The sequence below is a fragment of the Mesorhizobium sophorae genome (assembly GCF_002270415.1).
GTDB lineage: Bacteria > Pseudomonadota > Alphaproteobacteria > Rhizobiales > Rhizobiaceae > Mesorhizobium > Mesorhizobium sophorae.
Map to the genome: position 1 here is coordinate 111,604 of NZ_NNRI01000024.1, position 24,669 is coordinate 136,272.

Sequence of the window (24,669 nt, forward strand, 5' to 3'; positions counted from 1 at the left end):
ATGGCAGACGCGCACGCAAAACCACACCATGACTACCATCTCGTCGACCCGAGCCCATGGCCGTTCCTGGGGTCCATCGGCGCGCTGGTGACCGCAATCGGCGGTGTCTGCCTAATGCAGTATCTCAAGGCCGGCGACTTCCCGATCTTCGGCTTCAACATCGCCAATCCGTGGCTGTTCTTCATCGGCCTGGCGATCGTCCTCTACACCATGTTCGCCTGGTGGTCGGACACGATCAAGGAAGCGCATGAGGGCCATCACACGCGTGTCGTGTCGCTGCATCTGCGCTATGGCATGATCATGTTCATCGCCTCCGAGGTGATGTTCTTCGTCGCCTGGTTCTGGGCCTACTTCGATGCCAGCCTGTTTCCGGGCGAGGTGCAGCAATACGCCCGCACCGCGTTTACCGGCGGTGTCTGGCCGCCGAAGGGCATGGAGGTTCTCGATCCCTTCCACCTGCCGCTCTACAACACCATCATCCTGCTGCTGTCGGGCACCACGGTCACCTGGGCGCACCATTCGCTCATCCATGGCGATCGCAAGGGGCTGATCAACGGCCTGGTGCTGACCGTCGGCCTCGGCATGCTGTTCACCATGGTGCAGGCCTACGAGTACATTCATGCTCCGTTCGCCTTCAAGGATTCCATCTACGGCGCCACCTTCTTCATGGCGACCGGCTTCCATGGCTTCCACGTCATCATCGGCACCATCTTCCTCTTGGTCTGCCTGCTCAGGGCGATGAAGGGTGATTTCACCCCCAAGCAGCATTTCGGCTTCGAGGCGGCCGCCTGGTATTGGCACTTCGTGGACGTTGTCTGGCTGTTCCTGTTCTCAGCGATCTATGTCTGGGGATCGGCCGGCGCGGTGATCGAAGCCCACTGATTTCGACCTGAGCAAAACAAAGGGATAGAGCACATCCCGATTCATCGGGATGGAACAGGCTCCAGGGATTTCAAAAAAGGCGGCCGCGGCGACGTGGCCGCCTTCTTCATTTCGGCGCAATGATCGCCGATCGATGGCCGATGCGGCTAACTCTTCTCTGTGCCATTTACGCGTGCATGATCGCCACAGCGCCGGCCCTTGCTGGCGAGAAAGTCGATCTGGTGCGTGTCGACAAGTCGGACCGGCGGCTGGAGTTGATTGGCGGCGGCAAGGTCCTGCGAAGCTACAGCATCGCGCTCGGCGGCGATCCGCTTGGGCACAAGCACCAGGAGGGCGATCAACGCACACCGGAGGGGCGCTATGTCCTCGACTGGCGCAACCCGAACAGCATCGCCCACAGGTCGATCCATATCTCCTATCCCAATGCCGACGATCCGGCCGCCGCAAAGACTCGCAATGTCGATGCGGGAGGCATGATCATGATCCACGGCCAGCCAAACGGTTTCGGCTGGTGGGGCTGGCTGCTTCAATTGGTCGACTGGACCGACGGCTGTATTGCGGTTACGGACTCCGACATGGACGAAATCTGGGCAATGGTGGCCGATGGGACGCCGATCGAGATCGAGCGGTAAGCAATGAGCGACGACAAGGCGATCTGGCCGCCCATCGATCCAATCTCGGCCGGCTTGCACGGTCGCTGCCCCCGCTGCGGCGAGGGGCAGCTGTTTTCCGGCTTCCTCACCGTTGGCAAGCGCTGCACCAATTGCGGCCTCGACTATTCCTACGCCGATGCCGGCGACGGACCGGCGGTCTTCGTCATCCTGATCATCGGTTTCATCATCGTCGGCCTGGCGCTCTGGGTCGAAGTGACGCTCAGCCCGCCGCTCTGGCTGCATCTGCTGCTCTGGATTCCGCTGGCTGTTGCGCTGTGCCTGACGGCGCTTCGGCTGATCAAGGGCGTGCTGCTCACACTGCAATACCGCAACAAGGCGGCCGAGGGCCGGCTGGATCGCGGCGAATGAGCGAGGCATCCATTAGAGCTGGAGGCCGCTCGCGGCCAAGGACGGCATTGCTGCTTGGCCTTGGGCTGGTGCTGTTTTTGATCCTGCTGGCGCTCGGCACCTGGCAGGTCCAGCGTCTGCACTGGAAGGAAGGTTTGCTGCAGACCATCGATCAGCGTACGCACTCGGCGCCGCAGCCGCTCGCCGAGGTCGAAAGGGAATTCGCCTCGACCGGGGACGTCGACTATACGCCGGTGACCGTCAGCGGAACCTTCCTGCATTCCGGCGAACGGCATTTCTATGCCACCTGGGAAGGCGAAGCCGGCTTCAACGTCTACACGCCGCTGGCCCTCGACGATGGCCGCTTCGTGCTGATCAATCGCGGCTTCGTACCCTACGATCTCAAGGATGCCGGCAAGCGCGCCAAGGGGCAGGTGACGGGCAAGGTGACGGTCACCGGCCTCGCCCGCAACCCGCTGCCGGCAAAACCGTCGATGATGCTTCCTGACAACGACGTGGCGAAGAACATCTTCTACTGGAAGGACCGCGACGCGATGGCGGCGAGCGCCGGGCTGCCGGCGGGCGCCACGCTGGTGCCGATCTTCATCGACGCTGACAAGACGCCGAATCCGGGCGGATTGCCGGTCGGCGGCGTCACCATCATCGACCTGCCGAACAGCCACCTGCAATATGCGATGACCTGGTATGGCCTCGCCGCCGCACTCGCCGCCGTGCTCATTCTGCGGCTTCGCCGCCCCTTGAAAGAGGAATGAAGGCGACCGCCGCCCCCTTGCACTTGACAGGGCAGGGGTAGGCACCTCATTTCGGCTTTGATCAACCGGCCAGGATTTAATGCTTCAGACAACCACCAAGCCCCCCCTGGCGATCCGGCTCTGCCAGCCGCGCGGCTTTTGCGCCGGCGTCGACCGCGCCATCCAGATCGTCGTGCTGGCGCTGAAGAAATATGGCGCGCCGGTCTATGTTCGCCATGAGATCGTGCACAATCGCTACGTCGTCGAGGGACTACAAAGCCTTGGTGCCGTCTTCATCGAAGAGCTCTCCGAGATTCCCGCCGAACATCGGCAGTCGCCGGTCGTGTTCTCGGCGCATGGCGTGCCGAAATCGGTGCCGGCGGACGCGCAGGCGCGCAACCTCTTCTATCTCGATGCAACTTGCCCGCTGGTCTCGAAGGTCCACAAGCAGGCGATGCGCCACCAGCGGCTTGGCCGCCACGTGCTGCTGATCGGTCATGCCGGACACCCGGAGGTGATCGGCACCATGGGCCAGCTGCCGGACGGGGCGGTGACGCTGATCGAGACCGAGGCTGATGCCGCGAAGCTTTCGCCTGCCGATCCGCAGGCGCTTGGCTTCGTTACCCAGACCACGCTGTCGGTCGAAGACACCGCCGGCATCATCCGCGCCTTGCAGGATCGTTTTCCGCAATTGCATGCCCCGGCGGCGGAATCGATCTGCTATGCCACCACCAACCGCCAGGAGGCGGTCAAGGAGACCGCGGCCGGCGCTGATCTCTACCTGATCGTCGGCGCACCCAATTCCTCCAATTCGCGACGCCTAGTCGAAGTGGCGGAGCGTGCCGGCGCCTCGATGTCGCTTCTCGTACAGCGCGCCGCCGAGATTCCGTGGAATGACATCGCCGGCATCTCGACGCTTGGCCTGTCGGCTGGAGCGTCGGCGCCGGAGATCATCGTCGACGAGATCATCGACGCGTTCCGCCAGCGCTTCGACGTCACCATCGACCTGGCCGTCACGGCCACGGAAACGGAGGATTTTCCGGTCATGCGGGTACTGCGCGATGTCGAACTGACGCGAGCCGACATGGCTTTCGTCAATGGAGCCGCGTAAGGCACATGGCGGTCTATACCGACGTTGCCGAAGGCGAACTCGGCGCATTCCTGAAGCAATATCCGGTCGGTAATCTCCTGTCTTACAAGGGCATCGCCGAAGGCACCGAGAACTCGAACTTCCTGCTGCACACCTCCAGCGGCTCGTACATCCTGACGCTCTATGAAAAGCGCGTCGAGAAGGCGGATCTGCCGTTTTTCCTCGGGTTGATGGGCCATCTCGCCAAAAAAGGCGTTTCCTGCCCGCTGCCGGTGACCGCGCATGACGGCAGCGTCATCGGCACGCTCGCCGGCCGGCCGGCGGTCATCATCACCTTCCTCGAAGGGCTTTCGCTGCGGCGGCCGACATCGACGCACTGCGGCGAGGTCGGCAAGGCCCTGGCCGCCTTGCATCTGGCCGGAGCCGACTTTTCGATGACGCGTCAGAACGCGCTCGCCATCGACGGCTGGCGCAAGCTTTGGAATGCCGCCCGTGACCGCGCCGACGAGGTTGAGCCGGGCCTGGCTGCCGAGGTCGATGCCGACTTCGCCGACTTCGAGCGGAACTGGCCGAAGGACCTTCCCCAAGGCATCATCCATGCCGATCTTTTCCCGGACAATGTCTTCTTTCTCGGCGAGAAGCTTTCCGGCCTGATCGACTTCTATTTCGCCTGCGACGACCTCTACGCCTACGATGTCGCCACCTGCCTCAACGCCTGGTGTTTCGAGAAGGATTTTTCCTTCAACCTGACCAAGGGCAAGGCATTGCTGGCCGGCTATCAGAGCGTGCGTCTCCTGAGCGACCAGGAAAAGGCGGCGCTGCCGATGCTGGCGCGCGGCTCGGCGCTACGCTTCATGCTGACCCGGCTCTACGACTGGTTGACCGTTCCCAATGGCGGGCTGGTGATGAAACGCGATCCGACCGAATATATCCGCAGAATGCGATTCCATCGGGCGATCAGATCTCCTTCGGAATATGGATTGGCCTGATATGGGGTATCATGAGCAAACACGTTGAGATCTTCACCGACGGCGCCTGTTCGGGCAATCCCGGCCCTGGCGGCTGGGGCGCGATCCTGCGCTTCAACGGCACCACCAGGGAGCTTTCCGGCGGCGAGGCGGAGACCACCAACAATCGCATGGAGCTTCTCGCCGCCATCTCGGCGCTGAATGCGTTGAAGGAACCCTGTACGGTCGACCTTCACACCGACAGCAAATACGTCATGGACGGCATTTCCAAGTGGATCCACGGCTGGAAGAAGAATGGCTGGAAGACCGCCGACAAGAAGCCGGTCAAGAACGGTGAGCTCTGGCAGGCGCTGGATGAGGCCAACAGACGTCACAAGGTGACCTGGAACTGGGTCAAGGGCCACGCCGGCCATGCCGAGAACGAGCGCGCCGACGAACTCGCGCGCGAGGGCATGGCGCCGTTCAAGAGAGGCCCGTTCAAGCCCGCTGCAGTGCCGAAGCCAGCTGCGCAGGCAAAACAGACGGTAGCAGCGAAGGCGCGGCGCTCGACCCAGAGTTATTGAACTCAGGAGCATGTCAGCACTCTCAGGCAGGGAGCCTCGATCATGCCGATCCTGTATTATGTCACCCATCCCCAGGTTCAGGTCGATGCCAACATTCCCGTGCCGGAATGGGGGTTGTCCGACATCGGACGAGCGAGAGCGGTTGCAATGCTCGACCAGCCCTGGATCGGCTCAATCCGGCACATCGTGTCGTCGGCTGAACGCAAGGCGCTGGAAACCGCCGAAATCCTCGCAACGCATCTCGGCCTTGCCATCGAGGTGAGGGAAAGGATGCATGAGAACGACCGATCGGCGACGGGGTTTTTACCGCCGCCGGAGTTCGAAACGGTCGCGGACCAGTTCTTCGCCAACCCTCATGACAGCATTCGTGGATGGGAGCGGGCCATCGATGCCCAGCATCGCATCGTGAGCGAGGTCGACGCCGTGCTCGGCGCCGCCGACGCGGGCGACATTGCGTTCGTCGGTCATGGCGGCGTCGGAACGCTGCTGCTGCTCGCCCTTAGCGGTCGGCAAATCAGCCGCGAAGCGGATCAGCCGGCGGGCGGCGGCAACCACTTCGCGTATGATATCGGCCCACGCTGCGTTGTCCACGGATGGCAGCCGATCGACGCACCGGTGCAGCGTCGCGACGATTAACTTCGCTTCAGCGGATCAGCAACGCCGTGCCATAAAGCCCGAGCGCGAACACCGTGTGCGACACCAGGTTGAGGGCGCGGACCTGCATCGGGTTGGGCCGTTTCGAGGCGGCCCAGCCGGCACCCATGCCGGGCGCCAGCAGGAACCAGCCGGCACCGACGGTGACGATGCCGAGGATGAAGGCCGGCAGGAAGGTCGGCGCCGCCAGCCATGCCGTTCCCGCCAGCGCGACCAGGATGATGCCGTAGACGATGCCGACAAGATAGTGAAAGGCCCAGCCCAGCGCGACTTCATGCGCGTACGGCTTTGCATCGCCGATATCGTCGTGGAAGACCTTACCTTCCCTGAGATGCCACACCCAGCGGCCGACCAGGCCCCAGTTCGGTCGTGGCTGGGCAAACACCGTGTTCAGGAAAATCGCCCAGATGTCCATCAGCGCCGTGGCGCCGATGCCGATCGCGATACTGCGCCAGAAGATGTCAGACATCGTCGCGGTCCCCCCAAAGCTGTCGGCGAGGGGACCTTGCGGTCCCTGGCCCAACGCTGTCGCCGATATTTCTAGAGCTGTCCCAGAATATGAGCCGCGCCGGACTCGTCGACGCCGGGCTTGGTCTCGACATTGAGCGCCGTGACCTTGCCGTCATCGACGATCATCGAAAACCGCTTCGAGCGCAGTCCCATGCCGGCTGCGGAAAGGTCGTTGTCGAGGCCGACCGCCTTGGCGAAGTCACCGCTGCCATCGGCGATGAACAGGATCTTGCCTTCCCCGCCGGTGATGCGCGCCCAGGCGCCCATGACGTGGACGTCGTTGACCGAAACGACGGCGATGGTATCCACGCCGCGTGCCAGGATGGCGTCATGGTTCTCGAGATAGCCGGGCAAATGGTTGTTGCTGCAGGTCGGCGTGAAAGCGCCCGGAACACCGAAAAGCACAACCTTCTTGCCTGTGAAAATCTCAGCCGACGTGATCGGCTTCGCGCCGTCGGCGGTCATCGTCTTGAAGGTCACATCAGGCAGCTTGTCGCCAACGGAAATGGTCATGAGTTCCTCGTCTGGGAAAATGGGGGAGGTCGTGTGATTGCGTAGCGAACTCGACGGCCCTCTGCAACCGTCAAGGAGCGGCCTCAGTCCATGTCGCCCAAAAAGTGAGCAGCGGTTTTGGCACTACGACATTGACAAAGAGAGGACCAAGTGCGTCGCATGATCCGTTCAATGCGAAGCGCTTTAAGGAAACGGCAAGAGCCCTTCGACGGCGCCGGTCGAACTCGTCAGCGTATAATGAAGCCCGCCATCCGTCGGCGTTGTCGACGGGCGGTCGAGGATCGGCACGGTGAAGATCAGCTTGCCGTCCTTTTCGCTGCGGGCAGGGGTGCCGAACATATAATCCCGCTCCCCGGCGACAAAGAAATCCGCCGCCTCCGGATCGCCGGGAAAGCTCGCCTCGACAACCAGCGTCTCGTGGTCACCCGGCAGCACGTTGATGCCGAAATCGGACCTTGCGGGTGTGGGCAACGCCGCGAAGCTCGCCTTCACCAGCGCCATGTCTTCGGCATTGTCCGGGTCGGAGCCGGGGTCGACGGTCAGCCGCGTCTGCACCGGAATGCAGATCGTTTCGCAAATGCCGAGAAAGATGTCGGCGTCGATGACGGCTGGATCTTTGGCCGCCGACAGGGTGAACACGACCGGCAGCGAAACCGGATAGTCGTAGCCTGCCCATTTGCCATAGCCTTCGTCATGACGCTGCGGCGCCGGGAAGGAAAGGCGGGCGTCGGCGATGTTCGTGCTGGCTGAAATGTCGAGCTGCGGCGGCACGCCCGCGTCGCCCGGGTCACGCCAGTAGGTCTTCCAGCCGGGCTTGAGCGCTATGTCGAGAACGCCCTGGATGCGGCCAGCGGCATCGGCCTTGCCGCTGGTCACCAGCCGGACCTTGCCGCCTTCGCTGTTGTACCACGACGATGATGAAGCGGCGGCGGGAAGAACGGTTGCCGATCCGATGGCAGCGCCGAGCAGCAGGATTTTCAAGCTTTGCATGGCGGTGATTTGATCGTCCGTTCGTGGCCGCGCAATGTCTTCATGACCTTGCCGGTATCATATTTGCGTGACCTCGAGGGAAGAATGCTCTGCCTGGTCACATAGGCTTTGGTCGAATCCCGCACGGTGCATCTTTTCGGCGCTTTGGAAACGCGTTACCTTTGCTGTCATGGACTTGCTGCGCCACAAGAAGACAGCCGCCAGCCGCGGTTTTCTCGACGATCAGTTCCTGATTGCCATGCCCGGCATGAAGGACGACCGTTTCACGCGCTCGGTCATCTACGTCTGCGCGCACAGCGATGAAGGCGCGATGGGCCTGATCATCAACCAGACACAGCAGATGCTGTTTCCGGATCTGCTCGTGCAACTGGGCATCATGAACGAACAGGAAGCGATCCGCTTGCCGGCGCAGGCTCGCGATTTCGTCGTGCGCAATGGCGGGCCCGTCGATCGCAGCCGGGGCTTTGTCCTGCATTCGGGCGACTACCGGGTGGAATCGTCGCTGACCGTTTCGGACGACATCTGCCTGACCGCGACCGTCGACATATTGCGCGCCATTTCGTCTGGCCGTGGACCCCGTCACGCGCTGATGGCGCTCGGCTATTCGGGTTGGGGCGCCGGCCAGTTGGAGACCGAGATCGCCGAGAATGGCTGGCTGACTTGCCCGGCCAACTCCGAGTTTCTGTTCGACACCGACATTGAGCGCAAGTACGACCGCATCCTCGCCTCGATCGGCATCGACCTCGCCCATCTCAGCCTCGCCGCCGGACACGCCTGAGCCTCATCACAGAGGTCTCAGGCTTGCGTCAGCGGATACTGTTCCTTCAGCGTCTTCAGCACCTGGTCGCCCGGCATCGGCGCGCCGAACATGAAGCTTTGCACATATTCGCAGCCCATCTGGCGCAGCTCCAGCGCGTCGCGTTCGTCCGAAATGCCCTCGGCGACCACGGACAGTCCGAGTTCATGCGCCATGTTGACCATGGATTTGAGCAGCACCGCGCGTTTGGGGGTGTTGTCGTCGACAAAGCTCTTGTCGATCTTGATCGTGTCGAAGGGAAAACGCGTCAGATAAGCCAGTGAGGAATAGCCGGTGCCGAAATCGTCCAGCGACAGGCCGATGCCGAGCTGTTTCAGCTTGGTCAGCACATGGGCCGTCTGCTCGGGATTATCCATCACCAGCGATTCAGTGAGCTCGAGCCGGAAGCAGCGCGGCTTCAGATTGGCGCGTGCGATGACCGAGCGGACGTCGCTGACCAGGTCGCGGCGGATGAGCTGGCGGCTGGACAGGTTGACCGAGACCGACAGCGGCGCGTCGCCGATCTGCTTTTGCCATCCGGCAAGGTCCTCGGCCGCCTGCTGCATGGCGAACAGGCCGAGCTGCACGATCAGCCCGCAGCTTTCGGCGACCGGGATGAAATCCGCCGGCGGGATCATGCCGCGACGCGGATGGTCCCAGCGCAGCAAGGCCTCGAAGCCGGCGACGCTGCCATCCTCCAGCCGCACGATCGGCTGATAGGCGAGCGTGAATTCGCGCCGCTCGATGGCGCGGCGCAGGTCGGATTCGAACTGCAGCCTGTCGGTGCCGACGGTGCGGAAGGCCGGGCGGAACGGCTCGATCCTGTCGCCGCCGAAGCGCTTGGCCTGATGCATGGCAAGCTCGGCGTCCTTGACCATGTCCTCGGCCGACATCTGCGTCGAGTTCCAGGTGATCAGTCCGATCGATGCGGTCAGCACGATCTCGCGCTTGGCAAAGGTGATCGGGTTGTTGATGGCATGCTTGATGGCGTCGGCGACGGCGGCGATGCGGGACGGATCCTGCTCGGACAACAGCATTAGTGCGAACTGATCGCCGGCAAAACGCGACAGCGAATCCTTCGGCTTGAGCAGCCGGTGCAGCCGGCGCGCAATGGTCAAGAGGATGGTGTCGCCCGCCGAGATGCCGAGCCCATCATTGACCTGCTTGAAACGATCGATGTCGATGACGAAGACGGTCGGGCGTACCTTTTCTTCGGTGCGGGCGATCGAGATGACCGCTTCCAGCCGGTTCATCAACAATTCGCGGTTCGGCAGCCCGGTCAAATTGTCGTGCACGGCGTCGTGCAGCAGACGCTCCTCGGATTTCTTCTGCTCGGTGACGTCGACCATGGTGCCGACGCAGCGAATGACTTCGCCGTCCGACCCGATCACTGGCCGCGCGCGCAGCGAGAACCAGTGATAGTGGCCGTCGGCTCCGCGCAGGCGGAAGTTCTGCGACACCCGGCCGCGCCGGTGTTCCAGCACCACGTCGAGCGTCGTGCGGAAGGTGTCGCGGTCGTCGGCATGCAGCACCGGCAGCCAGTTGCGCGCGGCACCGCCAAGGCTGTTTGGCGCCAGGCCGAGCTGGATGCTGACATCGGGCTTGGTGACGACGCGGTCGCGCAGCACGTCCCAGTCCCACACCGTATCGCCCGATCCGGCCACTGCCAGCGCCTGCCGCTCGAGGTCGGAGAACAGGCCCTGGTGCAGCGCGCCGCCGGCAAAGGCGTGCTGCATGACGGTGAAGCCGATCAGAAGGATGATCAGGATCAGCCCGCCACCCAATGCCGGCTGGGCGATGTCGTTGTCGAGCATGCCGGTGATCGCCATCCACGACCCGCACAGCCACAACAGCACCATGACCCAACTGGGCACCAGCATGATGGCGCGGTCGTAGCCGCGTATACCGAGGAAGATGATCAGGCCGAGCCCGGTCAGCGCGGTTGCGGCGAAGGACAGCCTGGCGATGCCGGCGGCGACCGCCGGATCGACGATGGCGACGCCGGCGATCAGCAGCAGTCCAAGGATCCAGACCAGCGCGCCATAGCTGAAATGGCCGTGCCATCGGTTGAGGTTGAGATAGGCGAACAGGAACACCACGAAGGTTCCCGCCAGTGCCACCTCCGTTCCCGCTCGCCACATCTGCTCGTTGCCGGGCGAGATTTCGATGATCTTGTTGAGGAAGCCGAAATCGACGCAGATATAGGCCAGCACCGCCCAGGCGAGCGCCGCGGTCGCCGGGAACATCGAGGTTCCCTTGACCACGAAAAGGATGGTCAGGAACAGCGCCAGCAGGCCGGCGATGCCGATGACGATGCCGCGAAACAGCGTGTAGGAATTGACCGAGTCCTTGTAGGATTCCGGGTCCCACAAATAGACCTGCGGCAGTTTCGGCGAAGCCAGTTCGGCGATAAAGGTGATCACCGTGCCCGGGTTCAGCGTCACCCGGAACACGTCGGCGTCGGGGCTGGTCTGGCGGTCGAGCGCGAAGCCCTCGCTGGGCGTGATGGCGGCGATGCGGGTCGAGCCGAGATCGGGCCAGAAGATGCCGGAATTCACCAGCCGGAAATGCGGCGCGACGATCAGCCGGTCGAGCTGCTGGTCGGTGGTGTTGGCCAGCGCGAAGACCGCCCAGTCGCCAGTCGAGCGCGCATCATTGGCCTCGACCTCGATGCGCCGCACGATGCCGTCCGGTCCGGGAGCGGTCGACACCTGGAAATTCTCGCCCTGGTTCCGGTAGATCTCGACGGCGCCCGAAAGGTCGAGCGCGACGTCGTCGCGGGCAATCTTGATCGGTTCAACGGCGAAGGCCGACGATGCCGCGCACAGCGTCAGGATTGTCGCGAGGACAAAGGCGAACAGCGGCCCGTTTCGCAGGAAATTCGTCAAGATCAGTCCTTCGTTCCAGCGCCCGGCGGATCGTCCGAGATCCGGGCGTAGAGGTAGTGGTCCTGCCAGATGCCGTTGATCCTGAGATAGGATCGCAGAAGTCCTTCGCGCCGGAATCCGGCTTTTTCAAGCACGCGGATCGACCGGGCGTTGTCGGGAATACAGGCCGCTTCGATCCGGTGCAACCTCAGCGTATCGAAGGCGAAGCGCGTCACTACCTTGACCGCGTCGGTCATCAGGCCACGACCGCCAAAGCGCTCGCCGATCCAATAGCCGACATGGCCGCTTTGCGAGACACCATGGCGTATGTTGCCGAGCGTGATGCCGCCCGCCAGCTTGCCGCTGCTCTTTTCGAATATGAAGAAGGCGATTGCAGTTCCCTGCGCATAGTCTTCGCGGTAGCGGCTGATGCGCAGCCGCCAGGCGGTGCGGTCGAGTTCATCGGGAGTCCAGCGTGGCTCCCATGGTTCGAGAAAGGCACGGCTTTCGCCACGCACCGCCGCCCATTCGCGATAGTCATTCGTGAAGGGCACGCGCAGCATGACGTGGTCACCCTTCAGCGCCGGCAGGTCACGGCGAAAGAAAGGGAGCGCGAACACGACGCTTTGAGGGGCTTAGACGGCGAGCTTGCGGGTGGCGGTCTGCGTGCCCGCAAGCGAATCGAGGATCGCCTCGTATGGCGCCAGCGTACCCACAGGCCCGACAGCTGTAAGCGTCGGCTTGGTCGAGAACAGCCGCGACGACAGGTCGGTCAGCCGCTCGATCGTGAGCGCCGACAGCCGTTCCATCAGTTCCTCCTTGGCGATCGGCCGGCCGAACAGAAGCAGCTGCCGTGCGATCTGCGAGGCGCGGCTGGCCGGGCTTTCGGCGGACATGATCAGCCCGGCGCGATATTGTGCGCGCGCCCGGTCGAGTTCTTCCTGCAGGATCTTCTCGCCGGCCTTCTGCAGTTCGTCGATGATGACCGGCACCAGTTCGGCGATATCGCTCTGGCCGGTCGCGGCATGGACACCGAAGACGCCGGTGTCGGAAAAGCCCCAGTGGAAGGCATAGACCGAATAGCACAGGCCGCGCTTTTCGCGGACCTCCTGGAAAAGACGCGACGACATGCCGCCGCCGAGGATCATCGACAGCACCTGCGAGGCATAGAAGTCGCGCACATGATAGGCGCGGCCCTCGAAGCCCAGCACGATCTGCGCGTCCATCAGGTCGCGGTCCTCACGGAAGTCGCCGCCGACATATTGCGCATATTGCGGGATGGTGCTGTCGGCCTTGCTGCGGAAGCCGCCGAGCTGCTTTTCGACCTCGCGCACGAAATTGTCGTGCTTGATGTCGCCGGCAGCGACGATCACCATGCGCTCGGCGCCGTATTGCCGTTCGATGAAATCGTGCAGCTGCTTCGATGTGAAGGATTTGACGGTTTCCGGCGTGCCCAGGATCGAGCGACCGATCGTCTGGTGGCGGAAGGCTGTCTCGGTGAAACGGTCGAAGACGATGTCGTCGGGCGTGTCGTGTGCTGCGCCGATCTCCTGCAGGATCACGTGCTGCTCGCGTTCGAGCTCCTGCGGGTCGAACTCGGACTCCTGCAGGATGTCGGCAAGAATGTCGACGGCCAGCGGCACGTCGTCGGAGAGCACCCTGGCATAGTAGGAGGTGGTCTCGACGCTGGTGGCGGCGTTGATCTCGCCGCCGACGTCCTCGATCTCCGAGGCGATTTCGAAGGCGCTTCGCCTTTTCGTGCCCTTGAACGCCATGTGCTCGAGCAGATGGGCCATGCCATGCTCTTCGTCACGTTCATTGCGGGCGCCTGACTTGACCCAGGCACCAAGGGCAACCGATTCGATGCTTTGAAGGGTTTCGGTGGCGACTGTCAGGCCGTTCGACAGACGGCTTACCTCAACACCCATATGGCTACTACTCCCTAACGCGCCGCCCGCGCGCGGCGGCCGACGTAATCTTCCACCATTTTCAGGTCGGATGGAAGTACCGTGTATTTTTCCTCCGATGTCATCAACCCACCTAGCCATGCGGGCAGTGCGGGCAAGACGCCGCTGGCGGCTTCGACGGCAGCCGGGAACTTTGCCGGATGGGCGGTGCCAAGCACCACCATCGGCACCGCGCCTGAAGCCTTGCCCGCCGCGACATGCACGGCTGCCGCGGTGTGCGGATCGAGCAGGTAGTTGCTGCCGGCGAGTGTCGAACGGATGGTGGCGGCGACCTCGTCCATGGTCGCGCGGCCGGCATCGAATTCGGACCGCATCCCAGCGATTTGCTGGGTTTCGATGGTGAAAGCGCCGGACTGCTTGAGACTGTCCATGTAGCGCCGCACGGTCGCCGCGTCACGGTCGGAGGCCTCGAACAGCAAGCGCTCGAAATTCGACGACACCTGGATATCCATCGATGGCGAAGTGGTCGCAAAGACGCCCTTGGTGCGGTATTCGCCGGTTGCGAAAGTGCGCGCCAGGATGTCGTTGTCGTTGGTGGCGATTATCAGCCGCTCGATCGGCAGGCCCATCTTCTTGGCGGCGTAGCCGGCGAAGATATCGCCGAAATTGCCTGTCGGCACCGTGAAGGAGACCGGCCTGTCCGGCGCGCCCAGCGACAGCGCCGAGGAGAAATAATAGACGATCTGGGCCATGATGCGGGCCCAGTTGATCGAATTGACACCCGAAAGCGCAACCCGGTCGCGAAAGCCGTGGTCGTTGAACATGTCCTTGAGCAGGCCCTGGCAATCGTCGAAATTGCCTTCGATGGCCAGCGCATGAACATTTTGCGCGGTCGACGTCGTCATCTGCCGCTGCTGCACCGGCGAGACGCGGCCATGCGGGAAAAGGATGAAGATGTCGGTGCGGCTGCGCCCGGCAAAGGCATCGATGGCGGCCCCGCCGGTATCGCCCGAGGTGGCGCCGACGATGGTGGCGTGCTGGTCGCGTTCGGCGAGCACATGGTCCATCAGCCGGGCCAGAAGCTGCATCGCCACGTCCTTGAAGGCGAGAGTCGGCCCGTGGAAGAGTTCCAGGATGAAGGTGTTGGGGCCGGTCTGCACCAACGGGCAGACGGCCTCGTGGCGGAAGGTGGCATAGGCTTCGCGAACCAGGCGCTCGAAGACGGGCGCCGGGATTTCGTCGCCAAGGAAGGGCGACAGCACGCGGATTGCAAGATCGGGATAGGCAAGGCCGCGCATGGCGCGGATCTCGGCAGCGGAAAACTGCGGCCACTCTTGCGGCACGTAGAGCCCGCCGTCGCGCGCCAGTCCAGCCAGCACAGCGTCGGAAAATCCAAGCTCGGGCGCTTCGCCGCGGGTACTCACATAGTGCATGTCACAAATCCGTTACCGCTGGGTTTTCCGTTCACCACAAGGTGGTTAATTTCTGCGCTGGCTCAGTCGCATTTTTGCCGCGCGGTTGATATACGTCACCAGCTTTGCGAGAGGGAAGTGCAGTTTCATGGCGTTTCGTACATTCAGTGGCCGCTTTTTGGCGGGTCTTGCGCTTACCGGCTTTATGCTCGCCGCCGCCGGCTGCCAATCGAGCGACAATGGCATCCTGGACCTCGGCTTCGGCAAGAAGGATCCGACAGCGCCGCCGCCGCCCCAGGATCCCAAGGTCCTGTCTAGCCAGTTGCAGGCCTATTGCCCCAGAGTGACGGTGCGCGACGGCACGGCCTTCTTCAACACCTATGCCAAGGGCGTGCAGAAGCCCAAGTCGAAGCCCATGCGCAAGCCGAGGAACCAGGCCGAGGCCGAGCAGCAGGCGCAGGAGGCGCAGGCCGCGGCCGACGCGGCCGCGACCGCGCCCGACGAGTCTGCGAACATCATCTACCAGGCGTCGATCAGCGACGTGACCCGTGATTGCCTGCGCGCCAACGGGCAGTTGACGATGAAGATCGCGGTCGCCGGCAAGGTTGTGCCCGGACCGAAATTTTCCCCCGGCACCATCACCATGCCGATCCGTGTCGCGGTGATGCATGGCACGGATGTTCTCTACTCGCAGATCCATCCCTATCAGATCCAGGTCACCGACCCTTCGGTCGCGACGCAGTTCGTCTTCACGGATTCCAATGTCGTCGTTCCCGAGCCGTCGGCGCAGGACTATCAGGCCTTTGCCGGCTATGATGAAACCGCGCCGAAGGCAACGACGGACAAGCCGAAGAAGAGGAAGAAGGCTGTCGCCACGAACTAGTCTCGCGTCGCGACGCAAATCTCTCAGGCGTCCGCCGACCACTCCGACAGCGCGGCGATCACGCTTTTCAGCTCCGCCCAGCGGCGGATGACCGTCTCGGCGCCGGCTTCCGTCAAGGCGTCGGCATGACCGGGATAGCTGTGGCCTGCGCCGGTGAAGCCGATCACGCGCATGCCGGCCGTTCGCGCGCCGTGGACGCCATGCACGGAATCCTCGATGACGAATGTGTTCGCCGGGTTGGCGTTGAGTTTCTCCGCCGCGAACAGGAACACGTCAGGCGCCGGCTTGGTCTTCTTGCTTGGTATCTCCAGGGCCGAAAAGATCCGGCCGGCGAAATACGGCAGCAGGTGCACTTTCTCCAGCATGAATTCGATCCGCTCGGAGCGCGAATTCGAGCAGACGCAGTGCGGTACAGTGACCGCGGCGACCGCCTCGCGCGCGCCGTCGATGGCGCGGACGTCGCTGCGCAATTTGCGATCGACGAGGTCTTCGGCGCGGTCGATCAGCGAGGCCTGGAACGGGATGCTGGACTTCTCCTCGACCCGCATCATGATGTCCTTGAAGGTCAGTCCGGCGTAGGTCTCGGCGAGTTCCTCAGGCGATATTTCGTAGCCGGCCAAGGTCAGCAGTTCCGCCTCGACCCGCGCGGCGACGATTTCGGAATCGACGAGGACGCCGTCGCAATCGAAGATGACAAGGTCTGGCTGGGGCATGGTGATCCGGACAATGGGAGGATGAAGGGCCTCGGAAGGCTCAGGCGGCGCGGCATACACCAACAGGGCCGCCTTCGCAAATTTGGAGATCCGCAGTTTTGGCCTTCACCGAATATTTACGCTGATCGGTAACCATAACAGAGAGTAAAACTGCAACGCGTGCCTTGGGTGTCAGAATGTCTGCCGTGCGTCTTCTCGACGAGCTATCCCACGCCCCCCAGCAATCCGAATGGCTGGACACGATCCTCAAGGGTGACTGCGTTGCCGCGCTCGATCGACTGCCGGAAAAGTCGATCGACGTCATTTTCGCCGATCCGCCCTACAATCTTCAGCTCGACGGCGACCTGCACCGGCCAGATCAGTCGAAGGTCGATGCGGTCGACGACGATTGGGACCGGTTCGAGAGCTTCGAGGCCTATGACGCCTTCACCCGCGCCTGGCTGCTGGCGGCGCGGCGGGTGCTGAAGCCGAATGGCACCATCTGGGTCATCGGCTCTTATCACAACATCTTCCGGGTCGGCGCCAAGATGCAGGATCTGGGCTTCTGGATCCTCAACGACGTCGTCTGGCGCAAGACCAATCCAATGCCGAATTTCCGTGGCCGCCGGTTCCAGAATGCGCATGAGACGATGATCTGGGCGTCGCGCGACCAGAAGGGCAAGGGCTACACCTTCAATTACGAAGCCATGAAGGCCTCGAACGACGACATCCAGATGCGCTCCGACTGGCTATTCCCGATCTGCACCGGCGGCGAGCGGCTGAAGAACGACAATGGCGACAAGCTGCATCCGACGCAGAAGCCGGAAGCGCTGCTCGCTCGCATCGTGATGGCCTCGACCAAACCGGGCGACATCGTGCTCGACCCCTTCTTTGGCTCAGGCACCACCGGCGCGGTGGCCAAGCGGCTTGGTCGTCATTTCGTCGGCATCGAGCGGGAGCAGGCCTATATCGATGCGGCCCACGAGCGCATCGATGCGGTGCGGCCGCTGGACGGCGCCGATCTGACCGTGCTCACCGGCAAGCGCGCCGAACCGCGCGTCGCCTTCGTCAGCCTCATCGACACCGGGCTGGTGGCGCCAGGTGCCACGCTCTACGACGCCAAGAAGCGCTGGGCGGCCAAGGTGCGCGCCGACGGCACCGTGGCGATCGGCGACAGCGCCGGCTCGATCCACAAGATCGGCGCCGAAGTGCAGGGCCTGGATGCCTGCAACGGCTGGACCTTCTGGCACTATGAGCGCAGCGGCGGCCTGACCCCGATCGACGAGCTTCGCCGCATTGCCCGGCTCGGCATGGAGCGGGCAGGGGCCTGAACCCCTGCCGGCTGGCGCACATTCCCGTTGATTCAAATGCTCAACGGATCGCCGGAAGCGACTCAAATCACGACATGATTCCGAGGCGTTCGAGGTCTGCCTGAAGCGTCTTGGCATCGGTGAACAGCACCGCTTGCCAGCCGGCCGCCTTGGCGCCGTCGACGTTCTTCTGGCTGTCGTCGATGAACAGCGTGGCCGACGGCTCGAGCCCGAACGCGGCGACGTGATGATCGTAGATGCCGCGGTCCGGCTTGATCATCCCGACTTCGCCGGAGATGGTGACGCCGCGCGGCCGTTCGAGAAAATCGAAGCGTTCGCGCGCCTCGGAGAGCGTGTCGCTGGCGAAATTGGTCAGCATGGTCACGTCGTGGCCGCTCTCGATAAGGCCGACCATGATGGCGACACTGTCGTCATAGGCGTGCGGCACCATGTCGTGCCAGTAGCGACGAAAATTGCGGATGTTTTCCGCGTGATCGGGATGCTCCGCGATCAGCAGCGCCTCGGCCTCTTGCCATGTCCGGCCGCGATCCTGCTCGATGTTCCAGTCATGCGTGCAGACATTGTCGAAGAACCACTTTCTCTCTTCGGCATCCGGAATGAGGCGGCTGAACGGGATATTCGGATCGTAGTGGATCAGCACTCTGCCGATGTCGAAAACGATGTGGCGGATTTCAGTCATGGGGCCTCTTTGCACTGTGTGGCGACGGTTTTTTCGTCGCGCCGGGTATCGCAGCCTCGATTGCCTTTTTCATGACAGTGGGTAGTGCTTCGCCCGAAATGTCTGAAGGCAGCGACCAGAAATGGCCGGCCGGCGTCTCGCCGTTCGTGTGGGCAAGGAACACGTCGAGCTCGAGCGCGAAATGGGTGAAGACGTGCGCGATCCGCCCCGTGGGCTTCCAGTTGCCGGGAAAGGGTGCGGCCGCTTGCGTGGTGGCGCCATCGATCCGCGCTGTCCAGGCGGTCGTCGGCACTTCGGTCATGCCGCCAAGCAGGCCTTTCTCCGCCCGCTTGCGCAGCAGGACGGCGCCGTCGCCCCGCACGGCGACGAAGGCCGCACCGCGCCGCAGCGGCTTGTCGGCCTTGGGCAGCCGCACCGGGAAATGTTCGGGGTCACCTGAAACGACCGCGCTGCAATCTTCGCGCAGCGGGCACAACATGCAGCTCGGCCGGCGTGGCGTGCAGATGGTGGCGCCGAGATCCATCATCGCCTGGGCGAAATCGCCCGGCCTTGTCCCTGGCACCATGCGCTCGACATGGGCGCGTATCTCGGCCTTGGCTTCGCTCAGCGGCGTTGTGATCGAAAACAGCCGGGAGATGACGCGTTCGACATTGCCGTCGACGACGGCGGCGGGGCGGTCGAAGGCGATCGCGGTGATCGCCGCCGATGTATAGGCGCCGATGCCGGGCAGTTCCCTGAGGCCGGCTTCCGTGTCGGGAAACCGGCCGCCGCGCTGGGCCACCAGGTCGGCGCAGGCCTTGAGATTGCGCGCGCGGGAATAGTAGCCGAGCCCGGCCCAGGCCTTCATCACATCCTCGGTCGGTGCCGCGGCCAGCGCCCCGACATCAGGCCATTTCTCGACGAAGACGCGAAAATAGGCCTTCACCGCTTCGACAGTGGTTTGCTGCAGCATGACTTCGGACAGCCAGATACGGTAGGGATCGGGCATCACGCCGCGCGCATGCTCACGCGGCGTGATGCGCCACGGCAACTCGCGATGATGCACATCGTACCAGCCGAGCAGGCGGGACGCGATGTCGGCACCGAATGGGGGTGTGGTCTTGCGGGTCTGGTCTGCTGGTGCCATTGATCGGGAATTGGCCTTGGCCGATGCTGGTGAGGCTGGAGAACGTACATGGCAGGGAGAACGCCCTACGGCAATCCCGTCCCGGTTAGCGATCTTGCGACCAAAATCCTCGACCCGGTGCTGCGCAAGCGGGCCGGCATTTCGATCGGCCTCGTCCAGTCGTGGGAAGAGATCGCCGGGCCACGCCTTGCCAGCCGCTCGCGTCCCGAAAAAATCCAGTGGCCGCGCCGCATGCATGAAGACGATCCGTTCGAGCCGGCGGTGCTGGTCATCGCCTGCGAAGGCATGGCGGCGCTGCATCTGCAGCACGAGACCGGCGAGATCATCAACCGGGTCAACGCCTTCCTCGGTTTCACCGCCATCAGCCGGATCAGGATCCTGCAGAAGCCGGTGACAGCGGACCAAGGAAAGCGCAAACCGACCTTCAGGCCGCTGACCGCGGCCGAGAAGACGAAACTGTCCTCGACCGTCGGCCTGGTCGACGATGATGGGCTGCGCGCCTCGCTGGAAAGGCTCGGCGCCACCATTCTGGGCGAAAGGAAGTCATAGATTTGTCGTCAATATCTCGCATTCGTGATCGCCCCTGTCAGGTTTGGCGATTGGATTGGGGATGGAGATGCCTTAATTCGCGCCAACTCTCGCCTTTTCGTGCCTTTGCATTGCAAAATCCAACTCTTGTCAGGTGATTCGTATGAACCGTCCCCCGTTTGGCCAAAGCTTGTCTCGCAGAAACGTCCTGACTTCGCTGGCCGCCATCCCGGCGGTCGCCCTGCTCGCCGCCTGCAGCGACTCTGACGAGCAAGCCAAGGCGGCGGATGTAAAGCCCGCGGACCCGGCCGCGCCTGCGAAGCCGGCCACGCCGGCCGCCGCTACGGCACCGGAAGCCCAGGGCACCGTGGATATGGCTGAACTGCTGAAGCCGGGTGCGCTGCCCGACAAGCAGCTTGGCAAGGACGACGCCAAGGTCACCATCGTCGAATACGCCTCGATGACCTGCCCGCATTGCGCGCATTTCGCCGAGACCACCTTTCCGGACCTGAAGACCAAGTACATCGACACCGGCAAGGCCCGCTACATCCTGCGCGAATTCCCGTTCGATCCGAGCGCCGAAGCCGGATTCATGCTGGCGCGCTGCGCCAAGGATAACTATTTCCCGATGGTGGACGTGCTGTTCAGGCAGCAGGCGAACTGGGTTGGAGTGCCCAATACCAAGGATGCGCTGCTGCAGATCTCCAAGCTGGCCGGTTTTACACAGGAGTCCTTCGAGGCCTGCTTGACGGACCAGAAACTTCTGGACGATGTGAGATCGGTCCAGAAGCGCGGCGCCAATGAATTCAAGGTCGACTCGACACCGACCTTCTTCATCAACGGTAAGACCTACAAGGGGGCGATGTCGATTGCGGAAATGTCGGCCATTATCGACCCTCTGCTCTGACGCTCAGGCAGCATCGAAGCGGCCGCGCCCGGCGCCGGTCGCCCATTTGCCTTGCCGTGGAAACCACGGCACATCTTTGCTGAATCCGCTTAGCGGGCGGCGCGAATGAAGTTTTCGCGCCTTCGCCTCCTTGGTTTCAAGTCCTTCGTCGAGCCCGGCGAGTTCGTCATCGAGCGGGGCCTGACGGGCATTGTCGGGCCGAATGGCTGCGGCAAGTCGAACCTGGTCGAGGCGCTGCGCTGGGTAATGGGCGAAAGCTCCTACAAGAACATGCGCGCGTCCGGCATGGACGACGTCATCTTTTCCGGCTCGGGCACGCGACCGGCACGCAACACCGCTGAAGTCACGCTTTTCCTCGACAACAGCGACCGCTCGGCGCCCGCTGCCTTCAACGATGCCGACGAGTTGCAGGTGTCGCGCCGGATCGAACGCGAGGCGGGCTCGCTCTATCGCATCAACGGCAAGGAAGCGCGCGCCAAGGATGTCCAGCTCCTGTTCGCCGACCAGTCGACCGGCGCGCGCTCGCCATCGATGGTCGGGCAGGGCCGCATCGGCGAGCTGATCCAGGCCAAGCCGCAGGCGCGCCGCGCCTTGCTCGAAGAGGCCGCCGGCATTTCCGGCCTGCACACCCGTCGCCACGAGGCCGAGTTGCGGCTGAAGGCGGCCGAGCAGAACCTGGAGCGCCTGGACGACGTCGTCGGCGAGCTGGAAAGCCAGATCGAAAGTCTGAAGCGCCAGGCGCGCCAGGCGTCACGCTTCAAGAACCTGTCGGCCGATATCCGCAAGGCGGAAGCGACGCTGCTGCATCTGCGCTGGACACTGGCCAAGACACAGGAAGGCGAGGCGCGCTCGGCGCTGGCGGTTGCCACCGCGCTGGTCGGTGACCGCGCCGCAGCCCAGATGGCCGCCGCAAGGGAGCAAGGCATTGGCGCCCACCGCCTGCCGGAGCTGCGCGACGCGGAAGCCGCCGCTGCCGCCGCCTTCCAGCGCCTGTCGATCGCCAAGTCGCAGATCGAGGAGGAAGCCGGCCGCATCCGCGCCCGTCAGGGCGAACTCGAGCGCCGGCTGCAGCAGCTCGACGGCGACATTGCGCGCGAGGAGCGCATGGTCCGCGACAATGCGGATATTCTTGAGCGCCTTCGCACCGAAGAAGCCGCGCTCAATTCCGAAAATGCCGGTGCTGCCGAGCGCGAAGCCAGCACCCGCGCGGCTTTCGAACAGGCGGCATCGACGCTTGCGGCAAGCGAAGCCAAACTCGCCGCGCTGACCGCCGAGCGGGCCGAGGCTGCCGCCTCGCGCAACCAGATCGAACGGACGCTGCGCGACACCGCCGAGCGCCGCGACCGTTTCGGCCGTCAGCTTGCCGATGTCGACCGGGAACTGTCTGATATCCTCTCCAAGGTCGCCGGCCTGCCGGATCCGGCCGAGAAGCGCATGCTGGTCGAACAGGCGATGGCGCTGCTGGATGAGGCCGAGGCTGCCGTGGCGCAGGCCGAGCAATCGGTCATCGATGCCCGTGCCACTGAGAGCGCGGCCCGGCCGCCGCTGCAGGACGCCAGGGCCGAGCTGGCACGCATCGAGACCGAAGCACGCACGCTGGCCAAGATCCTGAATGCCGCCAGCGGCGATCTCTTCCCGGCGGTATTGGAGCAGATCAGCGTCGAGCGTGGCTTCGAGACGGCGCTGGGTGCTGCGCTTGGCGAAGACCTCGACGTGCCGCTCGACCGCAGCGCACCGGTGCATTGGGGCGAAAGCGAGATCCAGCCCGGCGACGCGGCTCTGCCTGAAGGCGTCAGGAGCCTTGCCAGCGTCGTTCACGCGCCGGCACAGCTTGCCCGCCGCCTGGCGCAGATCGGTATCGTTGTATCAGGCGATGGCCGCCGGCTGCAGGCGCTTCTTGCTCCCGGCCAGCGGCTGGTCAGCCGCGAGGGCGCGCTCTGGCGCTGGGACGGCTTTACCGCCAGTGCCGACGCGCCGACCGCCGCCGCGCAAAGGCTGGCGCAGAAGAACCGGCTGGCTGAACTTGATGCCGAAGCGGTGCAGGCGACGCTCGTCCTGCGCCAGGCCGAGGAGGCACTGGCCCAGGCCGAACAGGCGCTTCGCCTGGCGAGCGAGACCGAGCGCAACGCGCGCCAGGCCGGGCGTGACGCCCAGCATCGGCTGGACGCCGCCCGCAACGCACTGGCCGAGGCTGAAAAGGCCGGCGGCGAATTGGCGAGCCGCCGCGCGGCCCTGGATGAGGCGCGCGCCCGCATCGTAGACAGCCATGAGGAGACTTCGGCGGCCTTCGCCGAAGCCGAAATGCTGCTGCAGGACGCGCCCGATCTCGGCGATTTGCAATTGCAGCTCGAACAGTCCGCGGCCAATGTCGCCCGCGATCGCGCCACGCTTGCCGATGCGCGTGCCGTGCATGAGGGGCTGCGCCGCGAAGCCGAGGCGCGCACGCGCCGGCTCGATGCCATTGGCGCCGAGCGCAGCAACTGGCTGGAGCGGGCCGAGAACGCCTCGACGCAGATCGCTTCGCTTGGCGAACGCAAGGCCGAGGCCGAGGCCGAACGCGAGCGGCTGGCCGATGCGCCCGATGAAATCGACGCCAAGCGGCGCGCCTTGCTGTCACAGCTGACGGAGGCCGAGACCTTGCGCAAGGCGGCGGCCGACCGTCTGCAGGAAGCGGAAAACCGGCAATCCGAAATGGACAAGGCGGCCACCGGCGCCATCCAGTCGCTGGCCGAGGCGCGCGAGACCCGCGTCCGCGCCGAAGAGCGGCTGACCGCGGCCGACGAACGCCGGCTGGAGGTCGAGGCGCGCATCCAGGAAACGCTGAACACGCCGCCGCATCTGGTCATCCGCCACACCGGTCTGGAGGCCGACAGCCCGATGCCGGAAATGGCCGAGATCGAGCGCCAGCTCGACCGGCTGAAGATCGAGCGCGAACGGCTCGGCGCCGTCAATCTGCGTGCCGAGGAAGAGCAGAAGGAGCTTTCCGACAGGCTGGAGACGATCGTGTCGGAGCGCGAAGACATCATCGAGGCGATCCGCAAGCTCAGGCAAGCGATCCAAAGCCTGAACCGCGAAGGCCGCGAGCGGTTGCTTGCCGCCTTCGACGTGGTCAACAGCCATTTCCAGCGGCTGTTCTCGCATCTGTTCGGCGGCGGCACGGCGGAATTGCAGCTGATCGAATCCGACGATCCGCTCGAGGCCGGGCTTGAAATCCTGGCCCGCCCGCCGGGCAAGAAGCCGCAGACCATGACGCTGCTGTCCGGTGGCGAGCAGGCATTGACGGCGATGTCGCTGATCTTTGCCGTGTTCCTGACCAATCCGGCGCCGATCTGCGTGCTCGACGAAGTGGACGCACCGCTCGACGATCACAATGTCGAGCGTTTCTGCAATCTGATGGACGAGATGGCCGCCACCACCGAGACGCGTTTCGTCATCATCACCCACAACCCGATCACCATGGCGCGCATGAACCGGCTGTTCGGCGTCACGATGGCCGAGCAGGGTGTCAGCCAGCTCGTCTCGGTCGACCTGCAGGCCGCCGAAGCGATGCGCGAAGCGAGCTGAGCCGCCGCGCGACGCGCCGGCGATCTAAAGCGCGTCGCGTTGAAACGGATTCAG

The 24,669-nt window shown here is 63.9% G+C and carries 24 protein-coding genes; 14 read left to right on the top strand and 10 right to left on the bottom strand.

Going from position 1 to position 24,669, the window contains the following annotated elements:
* The 8 genes from CGZ66_RS38680 to CGZ66_RS38715 all read left to right on the top strand — a co-directional run bounded on the left by CGZ66_RS38680 (position 1) and on the right by CGZ66_RS38715 (position 5,892).
* A complete protein-coding gene (locus CGZ66_RS38680; RefSeq protein WP_095091935.1) occupies positions 1-882 on the top strand; it encodes a cytochrome c oxidase subunit 3 in 882 nt (293 codons plus the stop codon).
* Between the two features lie 140 nt (positions 883-1,022).
* Positions 1,023-1,514: a L,D-transpeptidase family protein gene (locus CGZ66_RS38685; RefSeq protein WP_095091992.1), complete on the top strand. Its 492-nt coding sequence runs from the start codon at positions 1,023-1,025 to the stop codon at positions 1,512-1,514.
* Between the two features lie 3 nt (positions 1,515-1,517).
* Positions 1,518-1,904 carry a DUF983 domain-containing protein gene (locus CGZ66_RS38690; RefSeq protein ID WP_095091936.1) on the top strand — a complete coding sequence of 129 codons (387 nt, stop codon included), beginning with the start codon at positions 1,518-1,520 and terminating at the stop codon, positions 1,902-1,904.
* Entirely contained in the window at positions 1,901-2,656 is a 756-nt protein-coding gene (locus CGZ66_RS38695) for an SURF1 family protein (RefSeq protein ID WP_167392429.1), read from the top strand. The genes CGZ66_RS38690 and CGZ66_RS38695 overlap by 4 nt, the downstream gene beginning before the upstream one ends.
* Positions 2,657-2,735: 79 nt before the next feature.
* Complete coding sequence (gene ispH, locus CGZ66_RS38700; protein ID WP_095091938.1) at positions 2,736-3,746, top strand: 4-hydroxy-3-methylbut-2-enyl diphosphate reductase; 1,011 nt, start codon at positions 2,736-2,738, stop codon at positions 3,744-3,746.
* Positions 3,747-3,751: 5 nt separating this feature from the next.
* Entirely contained in the window at positions 3,752-4,714 is a 963-nt protein-coding gene (locus CGZ66_RS38705; RefSeq protein WP_095091939.1) for a homoserine kinase, read from the top strand.
* 11 nt (positions 4,715-4,725) lie between these two features.
* Positions 4,726-5,256 carry a ribonuclease HI gene (gene rnhA, locus CGZ66_RS38710; RefSeq protein WP_095091940.1) on the top strand — a complete coding sequence of 177 codons (531 nt, stop codon included), beginning with the start codon at positions 4,726-4,728 and terminating at the stop codon, positions 5,254-5,256.
* A 42-nt stretch (positions 5,257-5,298) separates the two neighbouring features.
* A complete protein-coding gene (locus tag CGZ66_RS38715) occupies positions 5,299-5,892 on the top strand; it encodes a histidine phosphatase family protein (protein WP_095091941.1) in 594 nt (197 codons plus the stop codon).
* Between the two features lie 7 nt (positions 5,893-5,899).
* Here CGZ66_RS38715 and CGZ66_RS38720 read toward each other — a convergent pair whose 3' ends face one another.
* From CGZ66_RS38720 to CGZ66_RS38730, 3 genes are all read right to left on the bottom strand, one after another.
* Complete coding sequence (locus tag CGZ66_RS38720) at positions 5,900-6,379, bottom strand: DUF2938 domain-containing protein (protein ID WP_095091942.1); 480 nt, start codon at positions 6,377-6,379, stop codon at positions 5,900-5,902.
* A gap of 71 nt (positions 6,380-6,450) precedes the next feature.
* The gene (locus tag CGZ66_RS38725) at positions 6,451-6,933 is read right to left on the bottom strand and encodes a peroxiredoxin (protein ID WP_095091943.1); all 483 of its coding nucleotides are present in this window, start codon (positions 6,931-6,933) and stop codon (positions 6,451-6,453) included.
* Between the two features lie 183 nt (positions 6,934-7,116).
* A complete protein-coding gene (locus tag CGZ66_RS38730) occupies positions 7,117-7,923 on the bottom strand; it encodes a protein-disulfide reductase DsbD domain-containing protein (RefSeq protein ID WP_095091944.1) in 807 nt (268 codons plus the stop codon).
* Positions 7,924-8,092: 169 nt separating this feature from the next.
* On the opposite strand from CGZ66_RS38730, the gene CGZ66_RS38735 reads away from it, so the two are divergent.
* Positions 8,093-8,701, top strand: a complete 609-nt coding sequence (locus CGZ66_RS38735; RefSeq protein WP_095091945.1) for a YqgE/AlgH family protein — start codon at positions 8,093-8,095, stop codon at positions 8,699-8,701.
* A 17-nt stretch (positions 8,702-8,718) separates the two neighbouring features.
* Here CGZ66_RS38735 and CGZ66_RS38740 read toward each other — a convergent pair whose 3' ends face one another.
* The 4 genes from CGZ66_RS38740 to thrC are packed head-to-tail and all read right to left on the bottom strand — an operon-like array spanning position 8,719 to position 14,926.
* On the bottom strand, positions 8,719-11,607 hold the full coding sequence (locus CGZ66_RS38740; protein WP_095091946.1) for an EAL domain-containing protein: 2,889 nt from the start codon (positions 11,605-11,607) through the stop codon (positions 8,719-8,721).
* 2 nt (positions 11,608-11,609) lie between these two features.
* Entirely contained in the window at positions 11,610-12,206 is a 597-nt protein-coding gene (locus tag CGZ66_RS38745; RefSeq protein ID WP_095091947.1) for a GNAT family N-acetyltransferase, read from the bottom strand.
* A gap of 15 nt (positions 12,207-12,221) precedes the next feature.
* Entirely contained in the window at positions 12,222-13,514 is a 1,293-nt protein-coding gene (locus CGZ66_RS38750; RefSeq protein WP_095091948.1) for a M16 family metallopeptidase, read from the bottom strand.
* 14 nt (positions 13,515-13,528) lie between these two features.
* A complete protein-coding gene (gene thrC, locus CGZ66_RS38755; RefSeq protein WP_095091949.1) occupies positions 13,529-14,926 on the bottom strand; it encodes a threonine synthase in 1,398 nt (465 codons plus the stop codon).
* Positions 14,927-15,053: 127 nt separating this feature from the next.
* Here thrC and CGZ66_RS38760 point away from each other — a divergent pair, with 127 nt between their 5' ends.
* Positions 15,054-15,788 (top strand): hypothetical protein, encoded by a 735-nt coding sequence (locus CGZ66_RS38760; protein WP_095091950.1) that lies wholly within the window; start codon positions 15,054-15,056, stop codon positions 15,786-15,788.
* 23 nt (positions 15,789-15,811) lie between these two features.
* Here the strand turns inward: CGZ66_RS38760 and CGZ66_RS38765 are convergent, their stop codons facing one another.
* Positions 15,812-16,501, bottom strand: a complete 690-nt coding sequence (locus CGZ66_RS38765; RefSeq protein WP_095091993.1) for an HAD family hydrolase — start codon at positions 16,499-16,501, stop codon at positions 15,812-15,814.
* Positions 16,502-16,677: 176 nt separating this feature from the next.
* On the opposite strand from CGZ66_RS38765, the gene CGZ66_RS38770 reads away from it, so the two are divergent.
* Positions 16,678-17,811, top strand: coding sequence for a site-specific DNA-methyltransferase (locus CGZ66_RS38770; RefSeq protein ID WP_095091951.1), 1,134 nt, complete (start codon positions 16,678-16,680; stop codon positions 17,809-17,811).
* A 67-nt stretch (positions 17,812-17,878) separates the two neighbouring features.
* On the opposite strand, the gene CGZ66_RS38775 is transcribed toward CGZ66_RS38770, so the two are convergent.
* Together CGZ66_RS38775 and mutY are read right to left on the bottom strand one after the other, a co-directional pair.
* Positions 17,879-18,490, bottom strand: a complete 612-nt coding sequence (locus tag CGZ66_RS38775) for an HAD family hydrolase (RefSeq protein ID WP_095091952.1) — start codon at positions 18,488-18,490, stop codon at positions 17,879-17,881.
* Positions 18,483-19,616: an A/G-specific adenine glycosylase gene (mutY, locus tag CGZ66_RS38780; protein ID WP_095091953.1), complete on the bottom strand. Its 1,134-nt coding sequence runs from the start codon at positions 19,614-19,616 to the stop codon at positions 18,483-18,485. The genes CGZ66_RS38775 and mutY overlap by 8 nt, the downstream gene beginning before the upstream one ends.
* Before the next feature lie 48 nt (positions 19,617-19,664).
* On the opposite strand from mutY, the gene CGZ66_RS38785 reads away from it, so the two are divergent.
* The 3 genes from CGZ66_RS38785 (at position 19,665) to smc (ending at position 24,615) form a co-directional block, all read left to right on the top strand.
* Complete coding sequence (locus tag CGZ66_RS38785) at positions 19,665-20,165, top strand: DUF721 domain-containing protein (protein ID WP_095091954.1); 501 nt, start codon at positions 19,665-19,667, stop codon at positions 20,163-20,165.
* A 142-nt stretch (positions 20,166-20,307) separates the two neighbouring features.
* Positions 20,308-21,051: a DsbA family protein gene (locus tag CGZ66_RS38790; RefSeq protein ID WP_095091955.1), complete on the top strand. Its 744-nt coding sequence runs from the start codon at positions 20,308-20,310 to the stop codon at positions 21,049-21,051.
* A gap of 105 nt (positions 21,052-21,156) precedes the next feature.
* Positions 21,157-24,615: a chromosome segregation protein SMC gene (gene smc / locus CGZ66_RS38795; protein WP_095091956.1), complete on the top strand. Its 3,459-nt coding sequence runs from the start codon at positions 21,157-21,159 to the stop codon at positions 24,613-24,615.
* The last annotated feature ends 54 nt before the right edge of the window (positions 24,616-24,669 follow it).

What these genes read in the sequence shown, in the direction of transcription:
- CGZ66_RS38680 (WP_095091935.1), top strand. Translation starts at nt 1, where the DNA reads ATGGCAGACGCGCACGCAAAACCACACCATGACTACCATCTCGTCGAC.
- CGZ66_RS38685 (WP_095091992.1), top strand. Translation starts at nt 1,023, where the DNA reads ATGCGGCTAACTCTTCTCTGTGCCATTTACGCGTGCATGATCGCCACA.
- CGZ66_RS38690 (WP_095091936.1), top strand. Translation starts at nt 1,518, where the DNA reads ATGAGCGACGACAAGGCGATCTGGCCGCCCATCGATCCAATCTCGGCC.
- CGZ66_RS38695 (WP_167392429.1), top strand. Translation starts at nt 1,901, where the DNA reads ATGAGCGAGGCATCCATTAGAGCTGGAGGCCGCTCGCGGCCAAGGACG.
- ispH (WP_095091938.1), top strand. Translation starts at nt 2,736, where the DNA reads ATGCTTCAGACAACCACCAAGCCCCCCCTGGCGATCCGGCTCTGCCAG.
- CGZ66_RS38705 (WP_095091939.1), top strand. Translation starts at nt 3,752, where the DNA reads ATGGCGGTCTATACCGACGTTGCCGAAGGCGAACTCGGCGCATTCCTG.
- rnhA (WP_095091940.1), top strand. Translation starts at nt 4,726, where the DNA reads ATGAGCAAACACGTTGAGATCTTCACCGACGGCGCCTGTTCGGGCAAT.
- CGZ66_RS38715 (WP_095091941.1), top strand. Translation starts at nt 5,299, where the DNA reads ATGCCGATCCTGTATTATGTCACCCATCCCCAGGTTCAGGTCGATGCC.
- CGZ66_RS38720 (WP_095091942.1), bottom strand. Translation starts at nt 6,379, where the DNA reads ATGTCTGACATCTTCTGGCGCAGTATCGCGATCGGCATCGGCGCCACG.
- CGZ66_RS38725 (WP_095091943.1), bottom strand. Translation starts at nt 6,933, where the DNA reads ATGACCATTTCCGTTGGCGACAAGCTGCCTGATGTGACCTTCAAGACG.
- CGZ66_RS38730 (WP_095091944.1), bottom strand. Translation starts at nt 7,923, where the DNA reads ATGCAAAGCTTGAAAATCCTGCTGCTCGGCGCTGCCATCGGATCGGCA.
- CGZ66_RS38735 (WP_095091945.1), top strand. Translation starts at nt 8,093, where the DNA reads ATGGACTTGCTGCGCCACAAGAAGACAGCCGCCAGCCGCGGTTTTCTC.
- CGZ66_RS38750 (WP_095091948.1), bottom strand. Translation starts at nt 13,514, where the DNA reads ATGGGTGTTGAGGTAAGCCGTCTGTCGAACGGCCTGACAGTCGCCACC.
- thrC (WP_095091949.1), bottom strand. Translation starts at nt 14,926, where the DNA reads ATGCACTATGTGAGTACCCGCGGCGAAGCGCCCGAGCTTGGATTTTCC.
- CGZ66_RS38760 (WP_095091950.1), top strand. Translation starts at nt 15,054, where the DNA reads ATGGCGTTTCGTACATTCAGTGGCCGCTTTTTGGCGGGTCTTGCGCTT.
- CGZ66_RS38765 (WP_095091993.1), bottom strand. Translation starts at nt 16,501, where the DNA reads ATGCCCCAGCCAGACCTTGTCATCTTCGATTGCGACGGCGTCCTCGTC.
- CGZ66_RS38770 (WP_095091951.1), top strand. Translation starts at nt 16,678, where the DNA reads ATGTCTGCCGTGCGTCTTCTCGACGAGCTATCCCACGCCCCCCAGCAA.
- CGZ66_RS38775 (WP_095091952.1), bottom strand. Translation starts at nt 18,490, where the DNA reads ATGACTGAAATCCGCCACATCGTTTTCGACATCGGCAGAGTGCTGATC.
- mutY (WP_095091953.1), bottom strand. Translation starts at nt 19,616, where the DNA reads ATGGCACCAGCAGACCAGACCCGCAAGACCACACCCCCATTCGGTGCC.
- CGZ66_RS38785 (WP_095091954.1), top strand. Translation starts at nt 19,665, where the DNA reads ATGGCAGGGAGAACGCCCTACGGCAATCCCGTCCCGGTTAGCGATCTT.
- CGZ66_RS38790 (WP_095091955.1), top strand. Translation starts at nt 20,308, where the DNA reads ATGAACCGTCCCCCGTTTGGCCAAAGCTTGTCTCGCAGAAACGTCCTG.
- smc (WP_095091956.1), top strand. Translation starts at nt 21,157, where the DNA reads ATGAAGTTTTCGCGCCTTCGCCTCCTTGGTTTCAAGTCCTTCGTCGAG.